The organism is Micrococcus sp. UYEF5 (assembly GCF_040546065.1).
Lineage (GTDB): Bacteria > Actinomycetota > Actinomycetes > Actinomycetales > Micrococcaceae > Micrococcus > Micrococcus luteus.
This window is the reverse complement of sequence record NZ_JBEPNB010000009.1, coordinates 43,912-60,854: the sequence shown is the minus strand read 5'-3', so window position 1 is coordinate 60,854 and position 16,943 is coordinate 43,912. Positions and strand designations below refer to the sequence as shown.

General features: G+C 71.9%; 16 protein-coding genes and 2 tRNA genes. 13 read left to right on the top strand and 5 right to left on the bottom strand.

Annotated elements, in window-relative coordinates; all coding sequences use genetic code 11:
• Window positions 1-3: 3 nt before the first annotated feature.
• Genes yidD through rpmH form a run of 3 tightly spaced genes read right to left on the bottom strand, consistent with a single transcriptional unit; the run spans window position 4 to window position 937 of the window.
• The gene (gene yidD / locus ABIB16_RS09385) at window positions 4-372 is read right to left on the bottom strand and encodes a membrane protein insertion efficiency factor YidD (protein WP_002856440.1); all 369 of its coding nucleotides are present in this window, start codon (window positions 370-372) and stop codon (window positions 4-6) included.
• Window positions 373-771, bottom strand: a complete 399-nt coding sequence (rnpA, locus tag ABIB16_RS09380) for a ribonuclease P protein component (RefSeq protein ID WP_002856442.1) — start codon at window positions 769-771, stop codon at window positions 373-375.
• Between the two features lie 28 nt (window positions 772-799).
• Window positions 800-937, bottom strand: coding sequence for a 50S ribosomal protein L34 (gene rpmH, locus ABIB16_RS09375; RefSeq protein WP_002856443.1), 138 nt, complete (start codon window positions 935-937; stop codon window positions 800-802).
• Between the two features lie 342 nt (window positions 938-1,279).
• Here rpmH and dnaA point away from each other — a divergent pair, with 342 nt between their 5' ends.
• The 12 genes from dnaA to ABIB16_RS09315 all read left to right on the top strand — a co-directional run bounded on the left by dnaA (window position 1,280) and on the right by ABIB16_RS09315 (window position 14,091).
• Window positions 1,280-2,827: a chromosomal replication initiator protein DnaA gene (gene dnaA, locus ABIB16_RS09370; protein ID WP_095353492.1), complete on the top strand. Its 1,548-nt coding sequence runs from the start codon at window positions 1,280-1,282 to the stop codon at window positions 2,825-2,827.
• 750 nt (window positions 2,828-3,577) lie between these two features.
• Entirely contained in the window at window positions 3,578-4,693 is a 1,116-nt protein-coding gene (gene dnaN, locus ABIB16_RS09365) for a DNA polymerase III subunit beta (RefSeq protein ID WP_002856446.1), read from the top strand.
• Between the two features lie 21 nt (window positions 4,694-4,714).
• On the top strand, window positions 4,715-5,929 hold the full coding sequence (recF, locus tag ABIB16_RS09360; protein WP_095353491.1) for a DNA replication/repair protein RecF: 1,215 nt from the start codon (window positions 4,715-4,717) through the stop codon (window positions 5,927-5,929).
• Window positions 5,922-6,485 carry a DciA family protein gene (locus tag ABIB16_RS09355; protein WP_010079771.1) on the top strand — a complete coding sequence of 188 codons (564 nt, stop codon included), beginning with the start codon at window positions 5,922-5,924 and terminating at the stop codon, window positions 6,483-6,485. The genes recF and ABIB16_RS09355 overlap by 8 nt, the downstream gene beginning before the upstream one ends.
• Before the next feature lie 370 nt (window positions 6,486-6,855).
• On the top strand, window positions 6,856-9,006 hold the full coding sequence (gyrB, locus tag ABIB16_RS09350) for a DNA topoisomerase (ATP-hydrolyzing) subunit B (RefSeq protein WP_179288527.1): 2,151 nt from the start codon (window positions 6,856-6,858) through the stop codon (window positions 9,004-9,006).
• Between the two features lie 68 nt (window positions 9,007-9,074).
• The gene (gene gyrA / locus ABIB16_RS09345; protein ID WP_080981672.1) at window positions 9,075-11,771 is read left to right on the top strand and encodes a DNA gyrase subunit A; all 2,697 of its coding nucleotides are present in this window, start codon (window positions 9,075-9,077) and stop codon (window positions 11,769-11,771) included.
• Entirely contained in the window at window positions 11,768-12,268 is a 501-nt protein-coding gene (locus tag ABIB16_RS09340; protein WP_010079768.1) for a DUF3566 domain-containing protein, read from the top strand. The genes gyrA and ABIB16_RS09340 overlap by 4 nt, the downstream gene beginning before the upstream one ends.
• Window positions 12,269-12,368: 100 nt before the next feature.
• Window positions 12,369-12,442, top strand: a tRNA-Ile gene (locus ABIB16_RS09335).
• 58 nt (window positions 12,443-12,500) lie between these two features.
• A complete protein-coding gene (locus ABIB16_RS09330) occupies window positions 12,501-12,662 on the top strand; it encodes a hypothetical protein (protein ID WP_020624432.1) in 162 nt (53 codons plus the stop codon).
• 11 nt (window positions 12,663-12,673) lie between these two features.
• Window positions 12,674-12,746: transfer RNA gene (locus ABIB16_RS09325), tRNA-Ala, on the top strand.
• Between the two features lie 252 nt (window positions 12,747-12,998).
• Window positions 12,999-13,787 (top strand): queuosine precursor transporter, encoded by a 789-nt coding sequence (locus ABIB16_RS09320; protein ID WP_095695164.1) that lies wholly within the window; start codon window positions 12,999-13,001, stop codon window positions 13,785-13,787.
• Between the two features lie 76 nt (window positions 13,788-13,863).
• Complete coding sequence (locus ABIB16_RS09315) at window positions 13,864-14,091, top strand: amphi-Trp domain-containing protein (protein ID WP_354436227.1); 228 nt, start codon at window positions 13,864-13,866, stop codon at window positions 14,089-14,091.
• A 33-nt stretch (window positions 14,092-14,124) separates the two neighbouring features.
• Here the strand turns inward: ABIB16_RS09315 and ABIB16_RS09310 are convergent, their stop codons facing one another.
• Complete coding sequence (locus tag ABIB16_RS09310; protein ID WP_095695165.1) at window positions 14,125-14,772, bottom strand: MBL fold metallo-hydrolase; 648 nt, start codon at window positions 14,770-14,772, stop codon at window positions 14,125-14,127.
• 216 nt (window positions 14,773-14,988) lie between these two features.
• Window positions 14,989-16,224, bottom strand: a complete 1,236-nt coding sequence (locus tag ABIB16_RS09305) for a hypothetical protein (protein WP_354436226.1) — start codon at window positions 16,222-16,224, stop codon at window positions 14,989-14,991.
• Window positions 16,225-16,410: 186 nt separating this feature from the next.
• On the opposite strand from ABIB16_RS09305, the gene ABIB16_RS09300 reads away from it, so the two are divergent.
• Window positions 16,411-16,941 carry a peptidylprolyl isomerase gene (locus ABIB16_RS09300; RefSeq protein ID WP_010079725.1) on the top strand — a complete coding sequence of 177 codons (531 nt, stop codon included), beginning with the start codon at window positions 16,411-16,413 and terminating at the stop codon, window positions 16,939-16,941.
• Window positions 16,942-16,943: the final 2 nt, after the last annotated feature.

Genomic DNA, 16,943 nt, shown 5'->3' with positions numbered 1-16,943 from the left:
GGGTCAATCCTCCTGCGGGAGATCAGGTGGGATGGGAGGGTGGTTCAGGGCGAGGATGCGCGGCTGCCGGCCCGGCGGCCAGCGTCGGTGCCCGGGCGGGACCGGGTCCACGCCGCCGTCGTTCCAGGGATGGCACCGGCCGATGCGCCGCGCGGCGAGCCACGACCCCTTCACCGCGCCGTGCACGTGCACGGCCTCCAGCCCGTAGGCGGAGCAGCTGGGGAAGAACCGGCACACGGGTCCGTACAGCGGGGAGACCACGGCCCGATAGACCGTGAGCAGGCCCGCCAGCAGGGCGGACGGCAGCGCGCGCAGCGGCCCCCACTCACGGGAGGGCTCGAGCACGACGAAGGGCGAGGGCGTGACGGTCATCTACGCGTGCTCCGAGGCGGCGGGCAGGTGCGGCTTCAGGGCCTTGCCGAGCGCGCCGACGGTCTCGCGGCGCAGCAGCGCGTAGTCCGCCTCGGCGGCGGCCGGCAGCGCGCGGACCTGCACCAGAACCGGCAGGTCGCGCAGCGGGGGCAGGCGCATCTGATCCGCGACGACGGCGCGCAGCCGCCGCTTCACCCGGTTGCGGGTCACCGCGTTCCCCACGGCCTTGGACACGACGAACCCGGCCCGCGGCCGAGGGGCGCTCGGCGACGTGGACCGGGTCTGATCGGGGTCCGTGGCGACGCTCACCACGACGGTGCGCCGACCCGCGCGGGTGCCGGTGCGACCGAGGTGACGGAACTCCGCGGGCGTGCGGACGCGACGGTCACGGGGCAGCACGGGGCGCGCCGTCCCTGGACCGAGGTCCTCAGGCGGACAGCTCGGCGCGGTTCTTGCCGCGGCGAGCGGACAGGATGGCGCGGCCGGCGCGGGTGCGCATGCGGGCACGGAAGCCGTGCTTGCGGGCACGACGGCGGTTGTTGGGCTGGAACGTGCGCTTGGTCACTGTGATCTCTCCACGACGTGTTGTGTGCCTTCGACCGTCGACCTGAGCAGGTGGACCAGGGGGAAGGACCGGTGAGGCTCTGACATGAAATCCCCGGCGGGCACGATCAACCGACACCCGGGGGACCAGACAACTCTAGTGGCCGGGGTACGCAGGGGTCAAACGGGTGCGCGCGGATCCCGGACGCCCGTGGGCGCCCGGGACGGTCGTCCACAGGATGATAGGGGTTGTCCACCGTCTGTGCACAACCCTGTGGACAACCGTTAGACTCCGAGCACCGTCGTCCGTCTCGCGCAGCCGCCCCCGTCCTCGGGGACGTCTGTCCCAGGAAAGGAAGCCTCCGTGGTGGCAGACCAGGCCGTGCTCAGCTCGTGGCGCTCCGTCGTGGGCTCCCTCGAGGACGACGCGCGGGTCAGCGCCCGCCTCATGGGCTTCGTCTACCTGGCCCAGCCGCAGGGCCTCATCGGCAACACGCTCCTGCTGGCCGTGCCGAACGAGACCACCCGCGAGACCCTCCAGGGCACCCAGGTGGCCGACGCCCTCACGGACGCCCTGACCAAGGAGTTCCGCGAGGAGATCCTGCTGGCCATCTCGATCGATGCGAACCTGCAGCCGCCGCGGACCCCCTCCTCCGAGGCCCGCCGCTCCTCCCTCGCCGGCGGGCCGTCCGACGCCGCGGCGCCGGACGTCGAGCTGCCCCCGGCCGCGACCGCCGCCACCTCCCGCCGCGCCGTCGCCGAGGAGCTGCCGGGCTTCCGCATCGAGCCGCCGGCCGACGTCGTGCCCGCCGCGAACGCGGCCTCGAACGGGAACGGCAAGCCGACCCCCGCGCCGCCGTCGACGTCCGCGGAGACCAGCCGCCTCAACGACCGCTACCACTTCGAGACGTTCGTGATCGGCTCGTCCAACCGGTTCGCGCACGCCGCCGCGAACGCGGTGGCCGAGGCGCCGGCGAAGGCGTACAACCCGCTGTTCATCTACGGCGAGTCCGGCCTGGGCAAGACGCACCTGCTGCACGCGATCGGGCACTACGCCCGCCGCCTCTACCCGGGCCTGCGGGTGCGGTACGTGAACTCGGAGGAGTTCACCAACGACTTCATCAACTCCATCCGCCACGACGAGGGCGCCTCGTTCAAGCAGGTCTACCGCAACGTGGACATCCTGCTGATCGACGACATCCAGTTCCTGGCGGACAAGGAGGCGACGGTCGAGGAGTTCTTCCACACCTTCAACACGCTCTACAACAACAACAAGCAGGTGGTCATCACCTCGGACCTGCCGCCCAAGCAGCTCTCCGGGTTCGAGGACCGGCTGCGCTCCCGCTTCGAGTGGGGGCTGATCACGGACATCCAGCCGCCGGACCTCGAGACGCGCATCGCGATCCTCCGGAAGAAGGCGGAGGCCGAGGGGCTCGTGGCCCCGCCGGAGGCGCTGGAGTACATCGCCTCGCGCATCTCCACGAACATCCGCGAGCTCGAGGGCGCGCTGATCCGCGTGACCGCGTTCGCCTCGCTCAACCGGCAGACCGTGGACATCGAGCTGGCCGAGCATGTGCTCAAGGACCTGATCACGGACGAGACGGCGCACGAGATCACGCCGGAGCTGATCCTGCACGCCACGGGGGAGTACTTCAATCTCACCCTCGAGGAGCTGACCAGCAAGTCCCGCACCCGCACGCTGGTGACGGCGCGGCAGATCGCCATGTACCTGCTGCGCGAGCTGACCGAGATGTCCCTGCCCAAGATCGGCCAGGTCCTGGGCGGTCGCGACCACACCACCGTCATCCACGCGGACCGCAAGATCCGCGAGCTGATGGCCGAGCGGCGGACGATCTACAACCAGGTCACCGAGCTCACCAACGAGATCAAGCGGAAACAGCGCGGCGCCTGAGCCACCCGCCGTCCCACCCTCGAGTCCCGGTTCGAACCTTCGACCGGGACTCGAGTCTTCTTCCACATTGTCCACCGGTGTGGACAACTCTGTGGAGAACCCCCGCCGCTGTGGACAACCTCCGCCCCTGTGGATGGCGGAATCAGGCCGCTCACGCCGCGTCCACACCCCTGGGGACGGCGACGGCGCACAGGCTGATGAATCACACGGATGTCATTCGGTGGCCCACACGTATCCACAGGTCTCCACAGCCGAAAACCGCATGATCTCGCGGGTTTCGACGGGTGTGGATATGCCCTGTGGACAGGAATGTGGACAACTGGGGGGTGGATCCGGGGACGAGTCTGGACAACTCCGGTCGAACCTGTGCAGAGCGGGGGGAGGGCCTCCAGGGCTCGTCCACACCGGACGCACACCCCGAACGAGCGGGCGTCCACACGGTTCCCCCAACCGGATCCGCATGGTGACGCGGCAGAACGGCGTTCTCCACAGGATCCACACCCGCTACCACTCCTTCTGATCCCTCTGGAGAGATCCCGCCAAGCAACATCATCTCCACCGCCCCGCACCGAGCTGAGCGCCTCGACGGCCCGGGCTCCGCCCGGGCGCCCGAGATCCGTGGAATCACACCGCTGTCATTCGTCGGCGACCTGACACCCGCCGCGCGGACCGCCTATGCTGAGGCCCGCGTGTCGCCGTTCCCCCCGGGCCCGCAACCCCCGTCATCACCCCAGAGAGGCAGTGCAGCTCGTGAAGTTCACCGTCGAACGCGACATCCTCACCGACGCCGTCTCCTGGGCCGCCCGCTCCCTGTCCCCGCGCCCACCGGTGCCGGTGCTCTCGGGCCTGCTGATCACGGCCGAGGCCGGCGTCGTGTCCATCGCGAGCTTCGACTACGAGACCTCCGCGCGCCTGGAGATCGAGGCGGACGTCGAGACCGCGGGCCAGGTCCTCGTCTCCGGCCGCCTGCTGAACGACATCGTCCGCTCCCTGCCGCAGGCCCAGGTCACGGTGGAGCTCGACGGCGGCAAGGTGCTCGTCACCTGCCGCTCCTCCCGCTTCGCCCTGGCCACGATGCCCGTGGGCGACTACCCGGCCCTGCCCGAGCTGCCGGCCCCCGCGGGCACCGTGGACGGCGCCGCGTTCGCCCACGCCGTCGCCCAGGTCACCGTCGCCGCCTCCAAGGACGACACCCTGCCGATCCTCACCGCCGTGAAGGTGGAGATCGAGGGCGACACCATGACCTTCCTGGCCACGGACCGCTACCGGCTGGCCATGAAGGAGATCCGCTGGACCCCGGCGGACCCGTCCCTCTCGACGTCGCTGCTCATCAAGGCGCGCACGCTCACCGAGGTCGCCAAGTCCCTCGGCTCCGGCGGCGACCTGGAGATCCTGCTCGGCCAGACCGCCGACCTCGTGGGCTTCGCCTCCGGCGGCCGCCGCACCACCTCCGTGCTCGTGGACGGCGAGTACCCCAAGATCCGCTCGCTCTTCCCCGAGTCCAGCCCCATCCAGGCCGTGGTGGACACCGCCGCCCTGGTCGAGGCGTCCCGCCGCGTGGCCCTCGTCGCCGAGCGCAACACCGCCCTGCGCATGGTGTTCACGGACGGCCAGGTCACCCTGGACGCCGGCACCGGCGACGACGCGAGCGCCAACGAGTCCGTGCCGTGCACGCTCGAGGGCGAGGACATCACCGTGGCGTTCAACCCGTCCTACCTCTCCGAGGGCCTGGCCGTGGTGGACCAGCCGCAGGTGCGCTTCGCGTTCACGTCCGCGCCCAAGCCCGCCCTGCTCACCGGCGTGAACCAGGAGGACGGCGTCGTCTCCGACTACCGCTACCTCGTGATGCCGGTGCGCATCGCCTGACGCAGGGGGCCGGACGCTCCCGTGTACCTGTCCCACCTCACCGTCGCGGACTTCCGGTCCTACCGCTGGGCCGACCTGGAGCTGACGCCGGGGTCCACGGTGCTGCTCGGGGCCAACGGGGTGGGCAAGACCAACCTCGTGGAGGCGATCGGCTACCTCGGCGCCCAGCAGTCCCACCGGGTCAGCTCGGACGCTCAGCTCGTGCGCTTCGGCCGGGACCGGGCCCGGATCGCCGGACGCGTGCACCGCGGGTCGCGCGCCGTCGCCCTCGAGCTGGAGATCCTGCCGGGCCGGTCCAACCGGGTGGCCATCAACCGCGGCGCCCCCGTGCGGGCGAAGGAGGGCCTCGGGATCCTGCGCACCGTGGTCTTCGCCCCGGAGGACCTGAGCCTCGTGACGGGGGAGCCCGGTGGCCGCCGTCGTCTCCTCGACCAGCTCATGGTGCAGCTGCGTCCGGCCCTCGGCGAGGCCGCCGCCGACTACGAACGCGTGCTGCGCCAGCGCAACGCCCTGCTCAAGTCGAGCCGCGGCTCTCGCCGCTGGGGCCCCGAGGAGGACGCGACCCTCGCCGTCTGGGACGAGCACCTCTGCGCCGCCGGCGCCCGCCTGCTCCACGGCCGCCTGCACGTGCTGCGCCTGCTGGCCCGCCCCCTCCAGGAGATGTACGCGGCGCTGACCAACGGCTCCAAGGCCGCGGCCTACGCCTACGAGTCCACCGTCCCGCTGGCCCGCGGCACCCACGCGGAGGTCCCGGCCGTGGCGGACCTGGCCGCGGACATGCACCGGACGCTCGAGGCCCAACGGGAGGAGGAGCGGGCGCGGGCGCTCACCCTGGTGGGCCCGCACCGGGACGAGCTCGCCCTCTTCCTGGGCCCGGCGCCCGCGCGCGGCTACGCCTCCCACGGGGAGACGTGGTCGCTGGCGCTCGCCCTGCGCATGGCGGCCTACGACGTGCTCGTGGCCGACGACCCGGACCCCGACGCCCGCCCCGTCCTGATCCTGGACGACGTGTTCGCGGAGCTCGACGCCGCCCGTCGCCGCCGCCTCGCCGCGCTCGTCCACCGGGCCGAGCAGGTGATCGTCACGGCCGCCGCGCTCGAGGACGTCCCCGAGGAGCTCACGGCCCACCGCGTGCTCATCCGCCAGGACGCAGAGGGCTCCGAGGCCGTGGCCGCCGCGGCCCCCGTGGAGGGGGACATCCGTGAGCCCCGGCGCGAGGGCGGCGCCGATGGCTGAGACCCCCGCCCCGTTCGAGCCGGACCGGCCGGACCTGGCGCTCGTGCAGCTGCGCCGGGTCCGCGAGGCCGCCCGGGAGCGGGGCGAGGCGCCGCTGCGGGCGCGGGGGACGGGCGCGGGCCTGGCCGGGGCCATGGCGGGCACGACGTCGGCCGGCCGGGAGCGGCAGGACCGTCGACGCCCGTTCGGGGGTGCGGACCGGGACCCGGCCACGGTGTCCACCGTGTTCGGCCGGCTCATCCGCGACCGCGGCTGGTCCACCCCCGTGGCGGTCGGCTCCGTGCTCACTCGCTGGGCCGAGCTGGTGGGGCCGGAGATCGCGCTGCACTGCCGCCCGGAGAGCTTCGAGGACTCCGTGGTGCGGGTCCGGACGAGCTCCACCGCGTGGGCCACGCAGCTGCGCCTGATGAGCCCCGTGCTCCTGCAGCGCTTCGACGAGGCGCTCGGGCCCGGCGTCGTGACCCGCATCGAGGTGGCGGGGCCGCAGGCCCCGAGCTGGCGCAAGGGGCCGCGCACCGTGCGCGGCGGCCGCGGGCCACGCGACACCTACGGCTGAGTCCGGGGCCGCCCCCCGCGGCGCACGACGGCGTCCCGGACGCGGCGAGGCCATGGGTGCCGCTCTGGCGCGCTCACAGGGTCGGTGACGGCCCGGGAGGCATGGGCGGTCTCCTGCGCACGTCCTGAGCCGTGTCCCTGGCCGCTGAGCGGGTGTTCTCCCGCGGCGGACCCCCGTCGATGCGGGCCCTCGGGGTGTCAGGCGGTACACTGGAACCAGTGAAAGGGGGCCGGCCGTCGTCCGTCCCCCGCCCCCGTGGATCTGCGGGAGCGTGTCGCGTGCCGGTCCTGTCCGGGCGGCGTCGCGCGCCTGCGCGCGGGTCGACCCTGTCGCCGACGTCCGAGGAAGTGAGCCACCCGTGGTTGACGCCATGCCCGAGAACCCCGCGGAGGAGCCGACCGCCGCGTCGGCCGCGCCGAACCCGGAGGCCGTGCCGGACGCCGTCGGGCAGCCCGAGGCCCCGGTGAAGGACCGGAAGGTGCCCGGTGAGTACGGCGCCAGCGCCATCACCGTGCTCGAGGGCCTCGAGGCCGTCCGCAAGCGCCCCGGCATGTACATCGGCTCCACCGGCCCGCGGGGCCTGCATCACCTCGTGTACGAGGTCGTGGACAACTCCGTGGACGAGGCGCTGGCCGGCTACGCCACCGGCATCGACGTCACGCTGCAGGCCGACGGCGGCGTGCGCGTGGCGGACGACGGCCGCGGCATCCCCGTGGACCTGCACCCCACCGAGGGGAGGCCGACCGTCGAGGTCGTCATGACGATCCTGCACGCCGGCGGCAAGTTCGGCGGCGGCGGCTACGCCGTCTCGGGCGGCCTGCACGGCGTGGGCATCTCCGTGGTCAACGCGCTCTCGCGCCGCGTGGACACCGAGGTCCGCCGTCAGGGGCACGTGTGGCGCATGTCCTTCGCGGACGGCGGCGTGCCCCAGGGTGAGCTGGTCAAGGGGGAGGCCACGGACGCCACCGGCACCGTGCAGACGTTCTACCCGGACGCGGAGATCTTCGACTCGATCGAGTTCGACTACGAGACCCTGCGTGCCCGCTTTCAGCAGATGGCCTTCCTCAACAGGGGCCTGCGCATCACCCTCACGGACGAGCGCGTCCAGGAGTCCAACGAGGTCGTCGACGACGAGATCGCGGGCGAGGGCGCCGCCGGTGAGGACGTCGCGGAGAACGGCCTGGCGGAGGAGGCGGAGCAGGAGCCCCAGCGCCGCTCCGTCACCTACCTGTACGAGAACGGCCTGCTCGACTACGTCCAGCACCTCAACTCCGCCAAGAAGGTCGAGTACGTCCACGACGACGTCATCGCCTTCGAGGCCGAGGACGTCTCGGACGGCCGCTCCATGGCCGTCGAGGTGGCCATGCAGTGGACCTCCGCCTACTCGGAGTCCGTGCACACCTACGCGAACACGATCAACACCCACGAGGGCGGCACCCACGAGGAGGGCTTCCGCGCCGCGCTGACCTCCCTGGTCAACCGCTACGCGCGGGAGAAGGAGATCCTCAAGCCCAAGGAGGACAACCTCACGGGCGAGGACATCCGCGAGGGCCTGACCGCCGTGATCTCCGTGAAGCTCTCCGAGCCGCAGTTCGAGGGCCAGACCAAGACCAAGCTCGGCAACTCCGAGGCCCGCGGGTTCGTGTCCAAGGCGGTCACGGACCACCTCGGCGACTGGTTCGAGCGCAATCCGGGCCCGGCCAAGGAGATCATCCGCAAGGCCATCATGGCCTCGCACGCCCGCCTGGCCGCCCGCAAGGCCCGGGACAACGCGCGCCGCAAGTCCCCGCTGGAGTCCTTCGGCATGCCCGGCAAGCTGGCCGACTGCTCCTCGAAGGACCCCGAGCGCTGCGAGGTGTACATCGTGGAGGGCGACTCCGCCGGCGGCTCGGCCAAGCAGGGCCGCAACCCGGAGACGCAGGCCATCCTGCCGCTGCGCGGCAAGATCCTGAACGTGGAGCGCGCCCGCCTGGACAAGGCCCTCGGCAACGCCGAGATCCAGTCGATGATCACGGCGTTCGGCACCAACATCGGCGAGGAGTTCGACATCTCCAAGCTGCGGTACCACAAGATCGTGCTCATGGCGGACGCGGACGTGGACGGCCAGCACATCACCACGCTGCTGCTGACCGTCCTGTTCCGGTACATGCGCCCGCTCATCGAGGCCGGCCACGTGTTCCTCGCGCAGCCGCCGCTGTACCGCATCAAGTGGTCCAACGCCCCGCACGACTACGTGTTCTCGGACGAGGAGCGCGACGCCGCCGTCGAGGCCGGCCTTGCCAAGGGCTGGCGCTACCCCAAGGACAACGGGGTGCAGCGCTACAAGGGCCTGGGCGAGATGAACTACCAGGAGCTGTGGGACACCACCATGGACCCGGAGCACCGCACCCTGCTGCAGGTGACCATGGAGGACGCCGCCGCCGCGGACGCCGTCTTCTCCATGCTCATGGGCGAGGACGTGGAGTCCCGCCGCACCTTCATCCAGCAGAACGCCAAGGACATCCGCTTCCTGGACGTCTGAGCCGGACCCGCAGACCTGCCTGAGCCGACCATCCTCCCCGCCGTCGCGGGGAGCACGAGAGGACCCGCGTGAGCGACGAGACCACCCCCCAGACCCCGGACGAGCCCGTCGAGGGCGCCCCGACCCCGCAGCCCCCGCAGACCGGCCTGGACATCGAGGTCGAGCACTACGTGCTCCCCGAGGGCGCCGCCGACAAGGTCGAGCCCGTCGACCTCGAGTCGGAGATGAAGCGCTCGTACCTGGACTACGCGATGGCCGTGATCGTCGGCCGCGCGCTGCCGGACGTGCGCGACGGCCTCAAGCCCGTGCACCGTCGCGTGCTCTACGCGATGTACGACGGCGGCTACCGCCCGGACCGTGCGTTCAACAAGTCCGCCCGCGTGGTGGGCGACGTGATGGGCAACTACCACCCGCACGGCGACACCGCGATCTACGACGCCCTCGTGCGCCTCATCCAGGACTGGGTCCAGCGCTACCCGCTGGCGCTCGGCCAGGGCAACTTCGGCTCCCCGGGCAACGACGGCGCGGCCGCCCAGCGCTACACCGAGACCAAGATGGCCCCGCTGGCCATGGAGATGGTCCGGGACATCGACGAGGACACCGTCGACATGCAGGACAACTACGACGGCAAGCAGCAGGAGCCCGTCGTCCTGCCCGCCCGGTATCCGAACCTGCTGGTCAACGGCTCCTCGGGCATCGCCGTCGGCATGGCCACGAACATCCCGCCGCACAACATGCGCGAGGTGGCCGCGGGCGTGCAGTGGTACCTCGAGCACCCCGAGGCCACCCGCGAGGAGCTGCTCGAGGCGCTCCTGGCCCGCGTGCACGGCCCCGACTTCCCCACGGGCGCCCAGATCCTGGGCCGCAAGGGCATCGAGGAGGTCTACCGGACCGGCCGCGGCCCCATCACCATGCGCGCCGTGGTCAACGTGGAGGAGATCCAGGGCCGCACGTGCCTCGTGGTCACCGAGCTGCCCTACATGACCAACCCGGACAACCTCGCCGCGAAGATCGCGGAGATGGTGCGGGACGGTAAGATCAACGGCATCGCGGACATGCGCGACGAGACCTCCGGCCGCACCGGCCAGCGCCTGGTGATCGTGCTCAAGCGCGACGCCGTCGCCAAGGTGGTGCTGAACAACCTCTACAAGCACACCGAGCTGCAGTCGAACTTCTCGGCCAACATGCTCGCGCTCGTGGACGGCGTGCCGCGCACCCTGTCCCTGGACGGCTTCGTGCACCACTGGGTGAAGCACCAGATCGACGTGATCGTGCGCCGCACCGCGTTCCGCAAGCGCAAGGCCGAGGAGCGCGCGCACATCCTGCGCGGCCTGCTCAAGGCCCTGGACATGCTGGACGAGGTCATCGCGACCATCCGCCGCTCGGCCTCGGCGGACGTGGCCCGCGAGGCCCTCAAGGAGCTCCTGGACATCGACGACGTCCAGGCCCAGGCCATCCTGCAGATGCAGCTGCGCCAGCTCGCCGCCCTGGAGTCCCAGAAGATCCAGGACGAGTACGACGACCTCATGGCGAAGATCGCCGAGTACAACCGGATCCTGGAGTCCCCGCAGCGTCAGCGCGAGGTCATCTCCGAGGAGCTCGCCGAGATCGTGGCCAAGCACGGCGACGACCGCCGCACCGAGATCATGGCCGGCTTCGACGGCGACATGTCCATCGAGGACCTGATCCCCGAGGAGGAGATGGTCGTCTCCATCACCCGCGGCGGCTACGTCAAGCGCACCCGGATCGACCAGTACCGGTCCCAGGCGCGCGGCGGCAAGGGCGTGCGCGGGGCGACGCTGCGCGGCGACGACGTCGTCGAGCACTTCCTCACCGTGTCCACGCACCACTGGCTGCTGTTCTTCACGAACTTCGGCCGCGTGTACCGCATCAAGACGTACGAGCTGCTCGAGGCCGGCCGCGACGCGAAGGGCCAGCACGTGGCCAACCTGCTCGCGTTCCAGCCGGACGAGCGGATCGCCCAGATCCAGCCGCTCGTGGACTACGGCCGGGCCCCGTACCTCGTGCTCGCCACGCGCGGCGGCCTCGTGAAGAAGACGCCGCTGCTGGACTACGACACGAACCGCACCGCCGGCCTGATCGCCATCAAGCTGCGCGAGGGGGACGAGCTGGTCTCGGCCCGCGTGGTCTCGCCCGACGACGACCTCATCCTGATCTCGCACAAGGGCCAGTCCCTGCGGTTCACCGCCACGGACGAGGCGCTGCGTCCCATGGGCCGTGCGACCTCGGGCGTGACGGGCATGAAGTTCCGCGACGACGACTCCCTGCTGACGATGGACGTGGTGGAGGAGGACGGCTACGTCTTCACCGTCACGGACGGCGGCTTCGCCAAGCGCACCCACGTGGACGAGTACCGCCTGCAGAACCGCGGCGGCCTCGGCATCAAGGTCGCCAAGCTCGTGGACGACCGCGGCGAGCTCGCCGGCGGTCTCGTGGTGCGCGAGGACCAGGAGGTCCTCGTGGTGATGGCCTCGGGCAAGGTGGTGCGCTCCTCCGTCGCCGGCGTGCCGGCCAAGGGCCGCGACACGATGGGCGTGATCTTCGCCAAGCCGGACAAGCGGGACCGGATCGTCGCCGTCACCCTGAACAATGAGCAGGAGATGGAGGCGAAGGCGGACGCCGAGGCCGAGGCGGGGCCGGATGTACCCTTGGACGCAGACATCGACCCGACCGACCCCGTAGCCGCACCGGAGGACGCCCTGACGCAGGACGCCGGTGAGGGTGCAGACGGAGGAGAGCAGTGAGCACGTCCGCGTCGTCGCGTCCCGGCCAGGGGCGGAGCACCGGGAAGGCCGCCGAGCCGCGGTCCGGCCGCCCGGTGCGCAAGGCCAGCGGGTCCTCGCAGGAGGACCTGGTCCGCGCCGTCCCGAAGGCCAAGGTGCGCCGCGCCCGCCTGGTCCTGACCCGGGTGGACCCGTGGTCCGTGCTGAAGCTGGCGTTCCTGCTCTCGGTGGCGCTGGGCATCCTCACGGTGGTGGCGGCGGTGGCGCTGTACTCGCTGTCCGACGTCCTCGGGATCTTCGACAGGGTCAACGACGTGATCGGCACCGTGCTCGGCTCCGAGGCCGGGCGCTACACCGTGGCGTCCCTGGCCCCGCTGAGCACCGTGACCTCGCTGGCCACCGTGCTGGCCGTGGTCAACGTCATCCTGCTGACCGCCCTGGCCACCGTGGCCGCGCTGCTCTACAACCTCTGCGCGAGCCTCGTGGGCGGCCTCGGCGTCACGCTGACGGACGACTGAGCAGACCCTCGACGACGCCCCGCGCGGATTTGCGCGGGGCGTCGGCGTTCCTGTACAGTCATCTCCTGTTGTGAACGGCGTCAGCCGTGAGCGACGGTGAGGGCGTATAGCTCAGGCGGTTAGAGCGCTTCGCTGATAACGAAGAGGTCCCAAGTTCAAGTCTTGGTACGCCCACTCCCACCACACAGAGCCCCGGTCCGCTGGGGCTCCGTTCGTCTCCGGAGGTCTTCCCATGGGTCGACTGGCACGCGTGGCCCTCGTGGTCAGCGCCGCGGCAGCCGCCTATGGGGCGCGTCTCTGGCGGGAGAACAGTGCGGGGAAGGACGTCTGGGCCACGGCCACGGACGACCTGCCGGAGGACGCCGACGGCGTCGAGCCGGCACCGGAGGACTGACCGGTCCTCACGGGGGCATGGCGCAATTGGTAGCGCACCTGCTTTGCAAGCAGGGGGTTAGGGGTTCGAGTCCCCTTGCCTCCACCGAAGAAGGGCCCGGGAGTCGTGAGACTCCCGGGCCCTTTCGTATGCCCAGGGTGGCCGCCGGCGCCGGCACCGTGGGCAGAAACCGGCGACCCGGGGGCTCCTGGGGCACAAACCGCAGGACTTCGGGCCCCGTGGGCAGAAGAGAGGGCGTTTCTGCCCACGGAGGGACGGGGATGGCCTGCCCCGAACCCCCGCCGCCGGACCCGCCCACCGTGCCCGCCGTCGTCGTGCGTGGTGTTGGATGGTCCGGTGAACACCACCATCGACACCCCGTCCCCCGACCGACCCGCCTCTGGGCAGGGCACTCCGGCCTACGCCCGGGTGCCCGCGAGCTACTACGACATCTTCGTGGGCGTCTTCATCGCCCTCCTGATCCTCTCCGGCGTCACCGCGGCCAAGCTCTTCTACGGCCCCACCGTCCCGGTCATCTCGGACCTCTTCTACGACGGCGGCCCCCTCATCTTCGACGGCGGCGCCTTCCTGTTCCCGTTCGCGTACATCGTCGGCGACATCCTCGCCGAGGTGTACGGCTGGCGCCGGGCCCGCCGCGCCATCGTCCTCGGCTTCGCGATGCTCGTGCTCGCCGCCCTCACCTACACAGTGGTCTCCTGGACCACGCCCGTCGAGGGCTTCGAGGTGTGGGACCAGGCCCTCGCGCCCATGCTGCGGATCACCGTGGCCGGCGTCGTCGCGTTCCTCGTGGGCTCCCTGCTCAACGCGTCCATCGTGGTCCGCCTCAAGGAGCGCATGAGGGAACGGCACGTGGCGTTCCGGCTCATCCTCTCGACCGTGGTCGGCCAGTTCTTCGACACCCTGATCTTCTGCACCATCGCCTACGCCGGCACCATCTCGCTGCTGGAACTGGCGAACTACACGGTGACCGGCTTCGCGTACAAGACTCTCGTGGAGATCCTCATCGTGCCGGTGACCCTGCTCGTCATCCGCGCCCTCAAGCGCCGGGAGCCCACCTACCGGGCACCCGGCTTCGAGATCCACCGCGACGACGATCCCGCCCTCGCCCCGGCCGCGTCCCGCTGACCCGCACGGGCCCCGGCGCGGCCGCGCCGGGGCCCGTCCGTCGCGCGCACCCCGCCCACCGGCTACCGTCGGTGCCATGGGCAAGGACCTCTTCGAGCACGAGCAGCAGCAGACCCTCAGCCGTGAGCAGGCCGCCGCACGCCTGCGCGACCTCGCCGACCAGCTCTCCCGGCAGAACGAGGTGCGGGTCGAGCACGGCGGCCGCGACGTCGTCGTCACCGTCCCGGACCGCGTGGGCCTCGAGGTGGAGCTCGAGGTCGAGGACGGCGGCGACGCCGAGCTGGAGATCACCCTCAGCCGGTGACCGGCCCCGGGGCGGCCGCTGCCTCCCCGTGCCTCAGAACGTCCAGAGCTCCCCGGGGGCCAGGCGCCGGTAGTCGGTCACGCCCTCGGCGAGACCCGAGAGCACCCGATCCACCACGCCCTTGCCGTCCTCGCTGAGGATGCCGTCGTGGATGGGCCGGGTGTGCGTCGCCGCGATGGCCCGCATCTGGTCCACCACGTCCGCGATGCGCAGCCACGGCGCCGCGGCGGGCAGCAGGAGCACCTCGACGTCGGCGTCCGGCACCGTGAACGAGTCGCCGGGGTGCAGCACGGCCCCGTCCACGAGATAGGACACGTTCACCGGGCGCGGCACCTCGGCGTGGATCACCGCGTGCTCCCCGCCGAGCACCTCCACCCGGAAGCCGGCGGCCTCGAACGTCTCCCCGGGCACGGCCGTGTGCACGTGTCCGGCGTCGAGCCCCGCCTCCGCCAGCGGCCCCGTGAGGTCCCGTGGCGCCCACACGTGCGCCTCCGTGCCGGCCAACGCCCGGGCCAGCTGCTCGGGGACCACGTGGTCCGGGTGGCCGTGCGTCACGAGGACGGCGTCCGCGCCGTCCAGGACCGCCGCGTCGCTGAACGCGCCGGGGTCGAACGCGAGGCGCCGGCCGGCCTTCTCGAGGCGGACGGCCGAGTGGCCGAAGAGGGTCAGGGTCGTGCTCATGCAGATCACTCCTCCGCCCGGCGTCGGGATCCCGGGCGCTCCCAGCCTCCCGCGCGCTCCCGGCGGTGGACAAGGCCCGCGCCCCGTTCGACGGCGGCCCACCGGCTCCCGCCCCGACCTGCGCCCGGACGCGCGCCGGCCCGCGCCCCCTCGGTCCTGCCGAGGATGCGCGGGCCGGTCGCCGTCCGCTGCGCGCTCAGGGCGCGGGGGAGCGGGTCAGCGCTGCTGCCCGGGCTGGACGCCCAGCACCTTCGCGTTGGCGGCGGCCACCGGGTCCGGCGTGGCGGTGTCCACCCGCACGCCCTGACCCGCCGCGGCCGAGCCGGCCTCGGCCACGACCTTCTGCTGCTGGGCGTAGGGGTTGTTGGCCTCCACCACCGGGATGTTCGCGGTGATCGGGCCCGGGACCGGGGCGGTCCACGGATCCTGCACCGGCTTGGTCAGGCGCCACAGGGCGAAGCCGGCGCCGGCGGCGGCGGCCGCCATGCCCGCGACGATCCAGGCGCGGCCACCCGAGCGGGAGGCACGGCGGCCGGCGGCACGGTTCAGGTCCTTCTCGGCGGCGCCGGCGTACTGCTCGGCGCCCTGGCGCAGGCGCTTCACGATCGCCTTGTCCCCGGTGAGCTTGATCAGGGCCTGCTCCAGGGCGTCCGGGACCTCGACGTCGTGGGCGGTCTTGCGGGCGTGCGCGGCGCCGTCGGCCAGGCGGGCGGCGGCCACGGGGAGGACCTCCTCCTTGCGGCGCTGGGCGTAGTCGCCGGCGTCGGCCAGGCGGGCCTGCACCTGCGGGGCCACCTTCCCGCCCTGCTCCTGCAGCGCGGACAGACCCGTGGCGAGGAGACCGGCGAGGGTCAGGCCGCCCGCCGCGGCGGCGTCCTTGGCCTGACCGGCACGGTCGCTGAACAGGGCGGCGGACCGCTGCGCGTCCTTGCGGGCGCCCTTGGCGGCCTTCTTCGCGTCCTTGCGCAGGCCCTTGGCGGCCTGGCGGCCGTCCCGGCGCAGCTGCTTGGCCTTGCGGCCCCCACGACGGCGGCCCTTCTTCGCGGCCTTCTCAGCGTCCTTGCGCGCCGCGGCGAACTGCTGCTGCACCTCGTGGCCGGCGTCCTGCGCCTGGGCCTGCAGGTGCTCGAGGAAGTCCTGGACGGTGTCCACGCCCTTGGCGACGGCCGGGGCCAGCAGCCCGTACTGGTGCGCGACGGCCTCACCGGCCTTCCGCGCCCCGCGCTCGACCACGGGGCCGTACTCCTCCTTGGCGTCCTGGGCCTTGCGGCGGCCCTCCTCGGCCGCGGCGGAGCCGCCGATCAGCCCGTAGGCCGCCGCCACCTCGCTCCAGGCGCGGGTGGACTCCACCTTCGGGGCGGCCCAGTGGCGCAGGTTCTCCGCCTGGCGTGCGACGAACGCGTTCGCGCCGCCGTCGTGCTGGATCTCGTCGTGCAGGGTCTTGCGAGCCATGTGATGCCTCCCGTGGGTTCTGGATGGTCGTTGAACGCGGTGGTCCTCGGGGCCCAGCCTAGTGGCCGACCCCCGCCGTGGCACGGGTCCCGGCACGCCGGGAGTGCGTACGCCGATCGCGGAAGATCCCGACCCCGGACGGCGGGATCCGGACGGCCCGCCGCCGCGGATGGAACAATGGGGCGCATGGCGAACAAGACGCACACCGCGACCATCCACACGAACCACGGCGACATCGTCGTCGAGCTGTTCGGCAACCACGCCCCGAAGACCGTGAAGAACTTCGTGGGCCTCGCCACCGGCGAGCAGGAGTGGACCCACCCGCAGACCGGTGAGAAGAACAACGGCGCCCCGCTGTACTCCGGCACCGTGTTCCACCGCATCATCAAGGACTTCATGATCCAGGGCGGCGACCCGCTCGGCATGGGCATCGGCGGCCCCGGCTACCAGTTCGGCGACGAGATCCACCCCGAGCTGCAGTTCGACCGTCCCTACCTGCTGGCCATGGCCAACGCCGGCCCCGGCACCAACGGCTCGCAGTTCTTCATCACCTCCGTGCCCACCGGCTGGCTCAACGGCAAGCACACCATCTTCGGCGAGGTGAAGGACGAGGCCTCCCAGAAGGTCGTGGACGAGCTCAACGCCGTCGCCACCGATCCCCGTGACCGCCCGCTCGAGGACGTCGTCATCGAGTCCATCGACATCGACGAGGCCTGAGC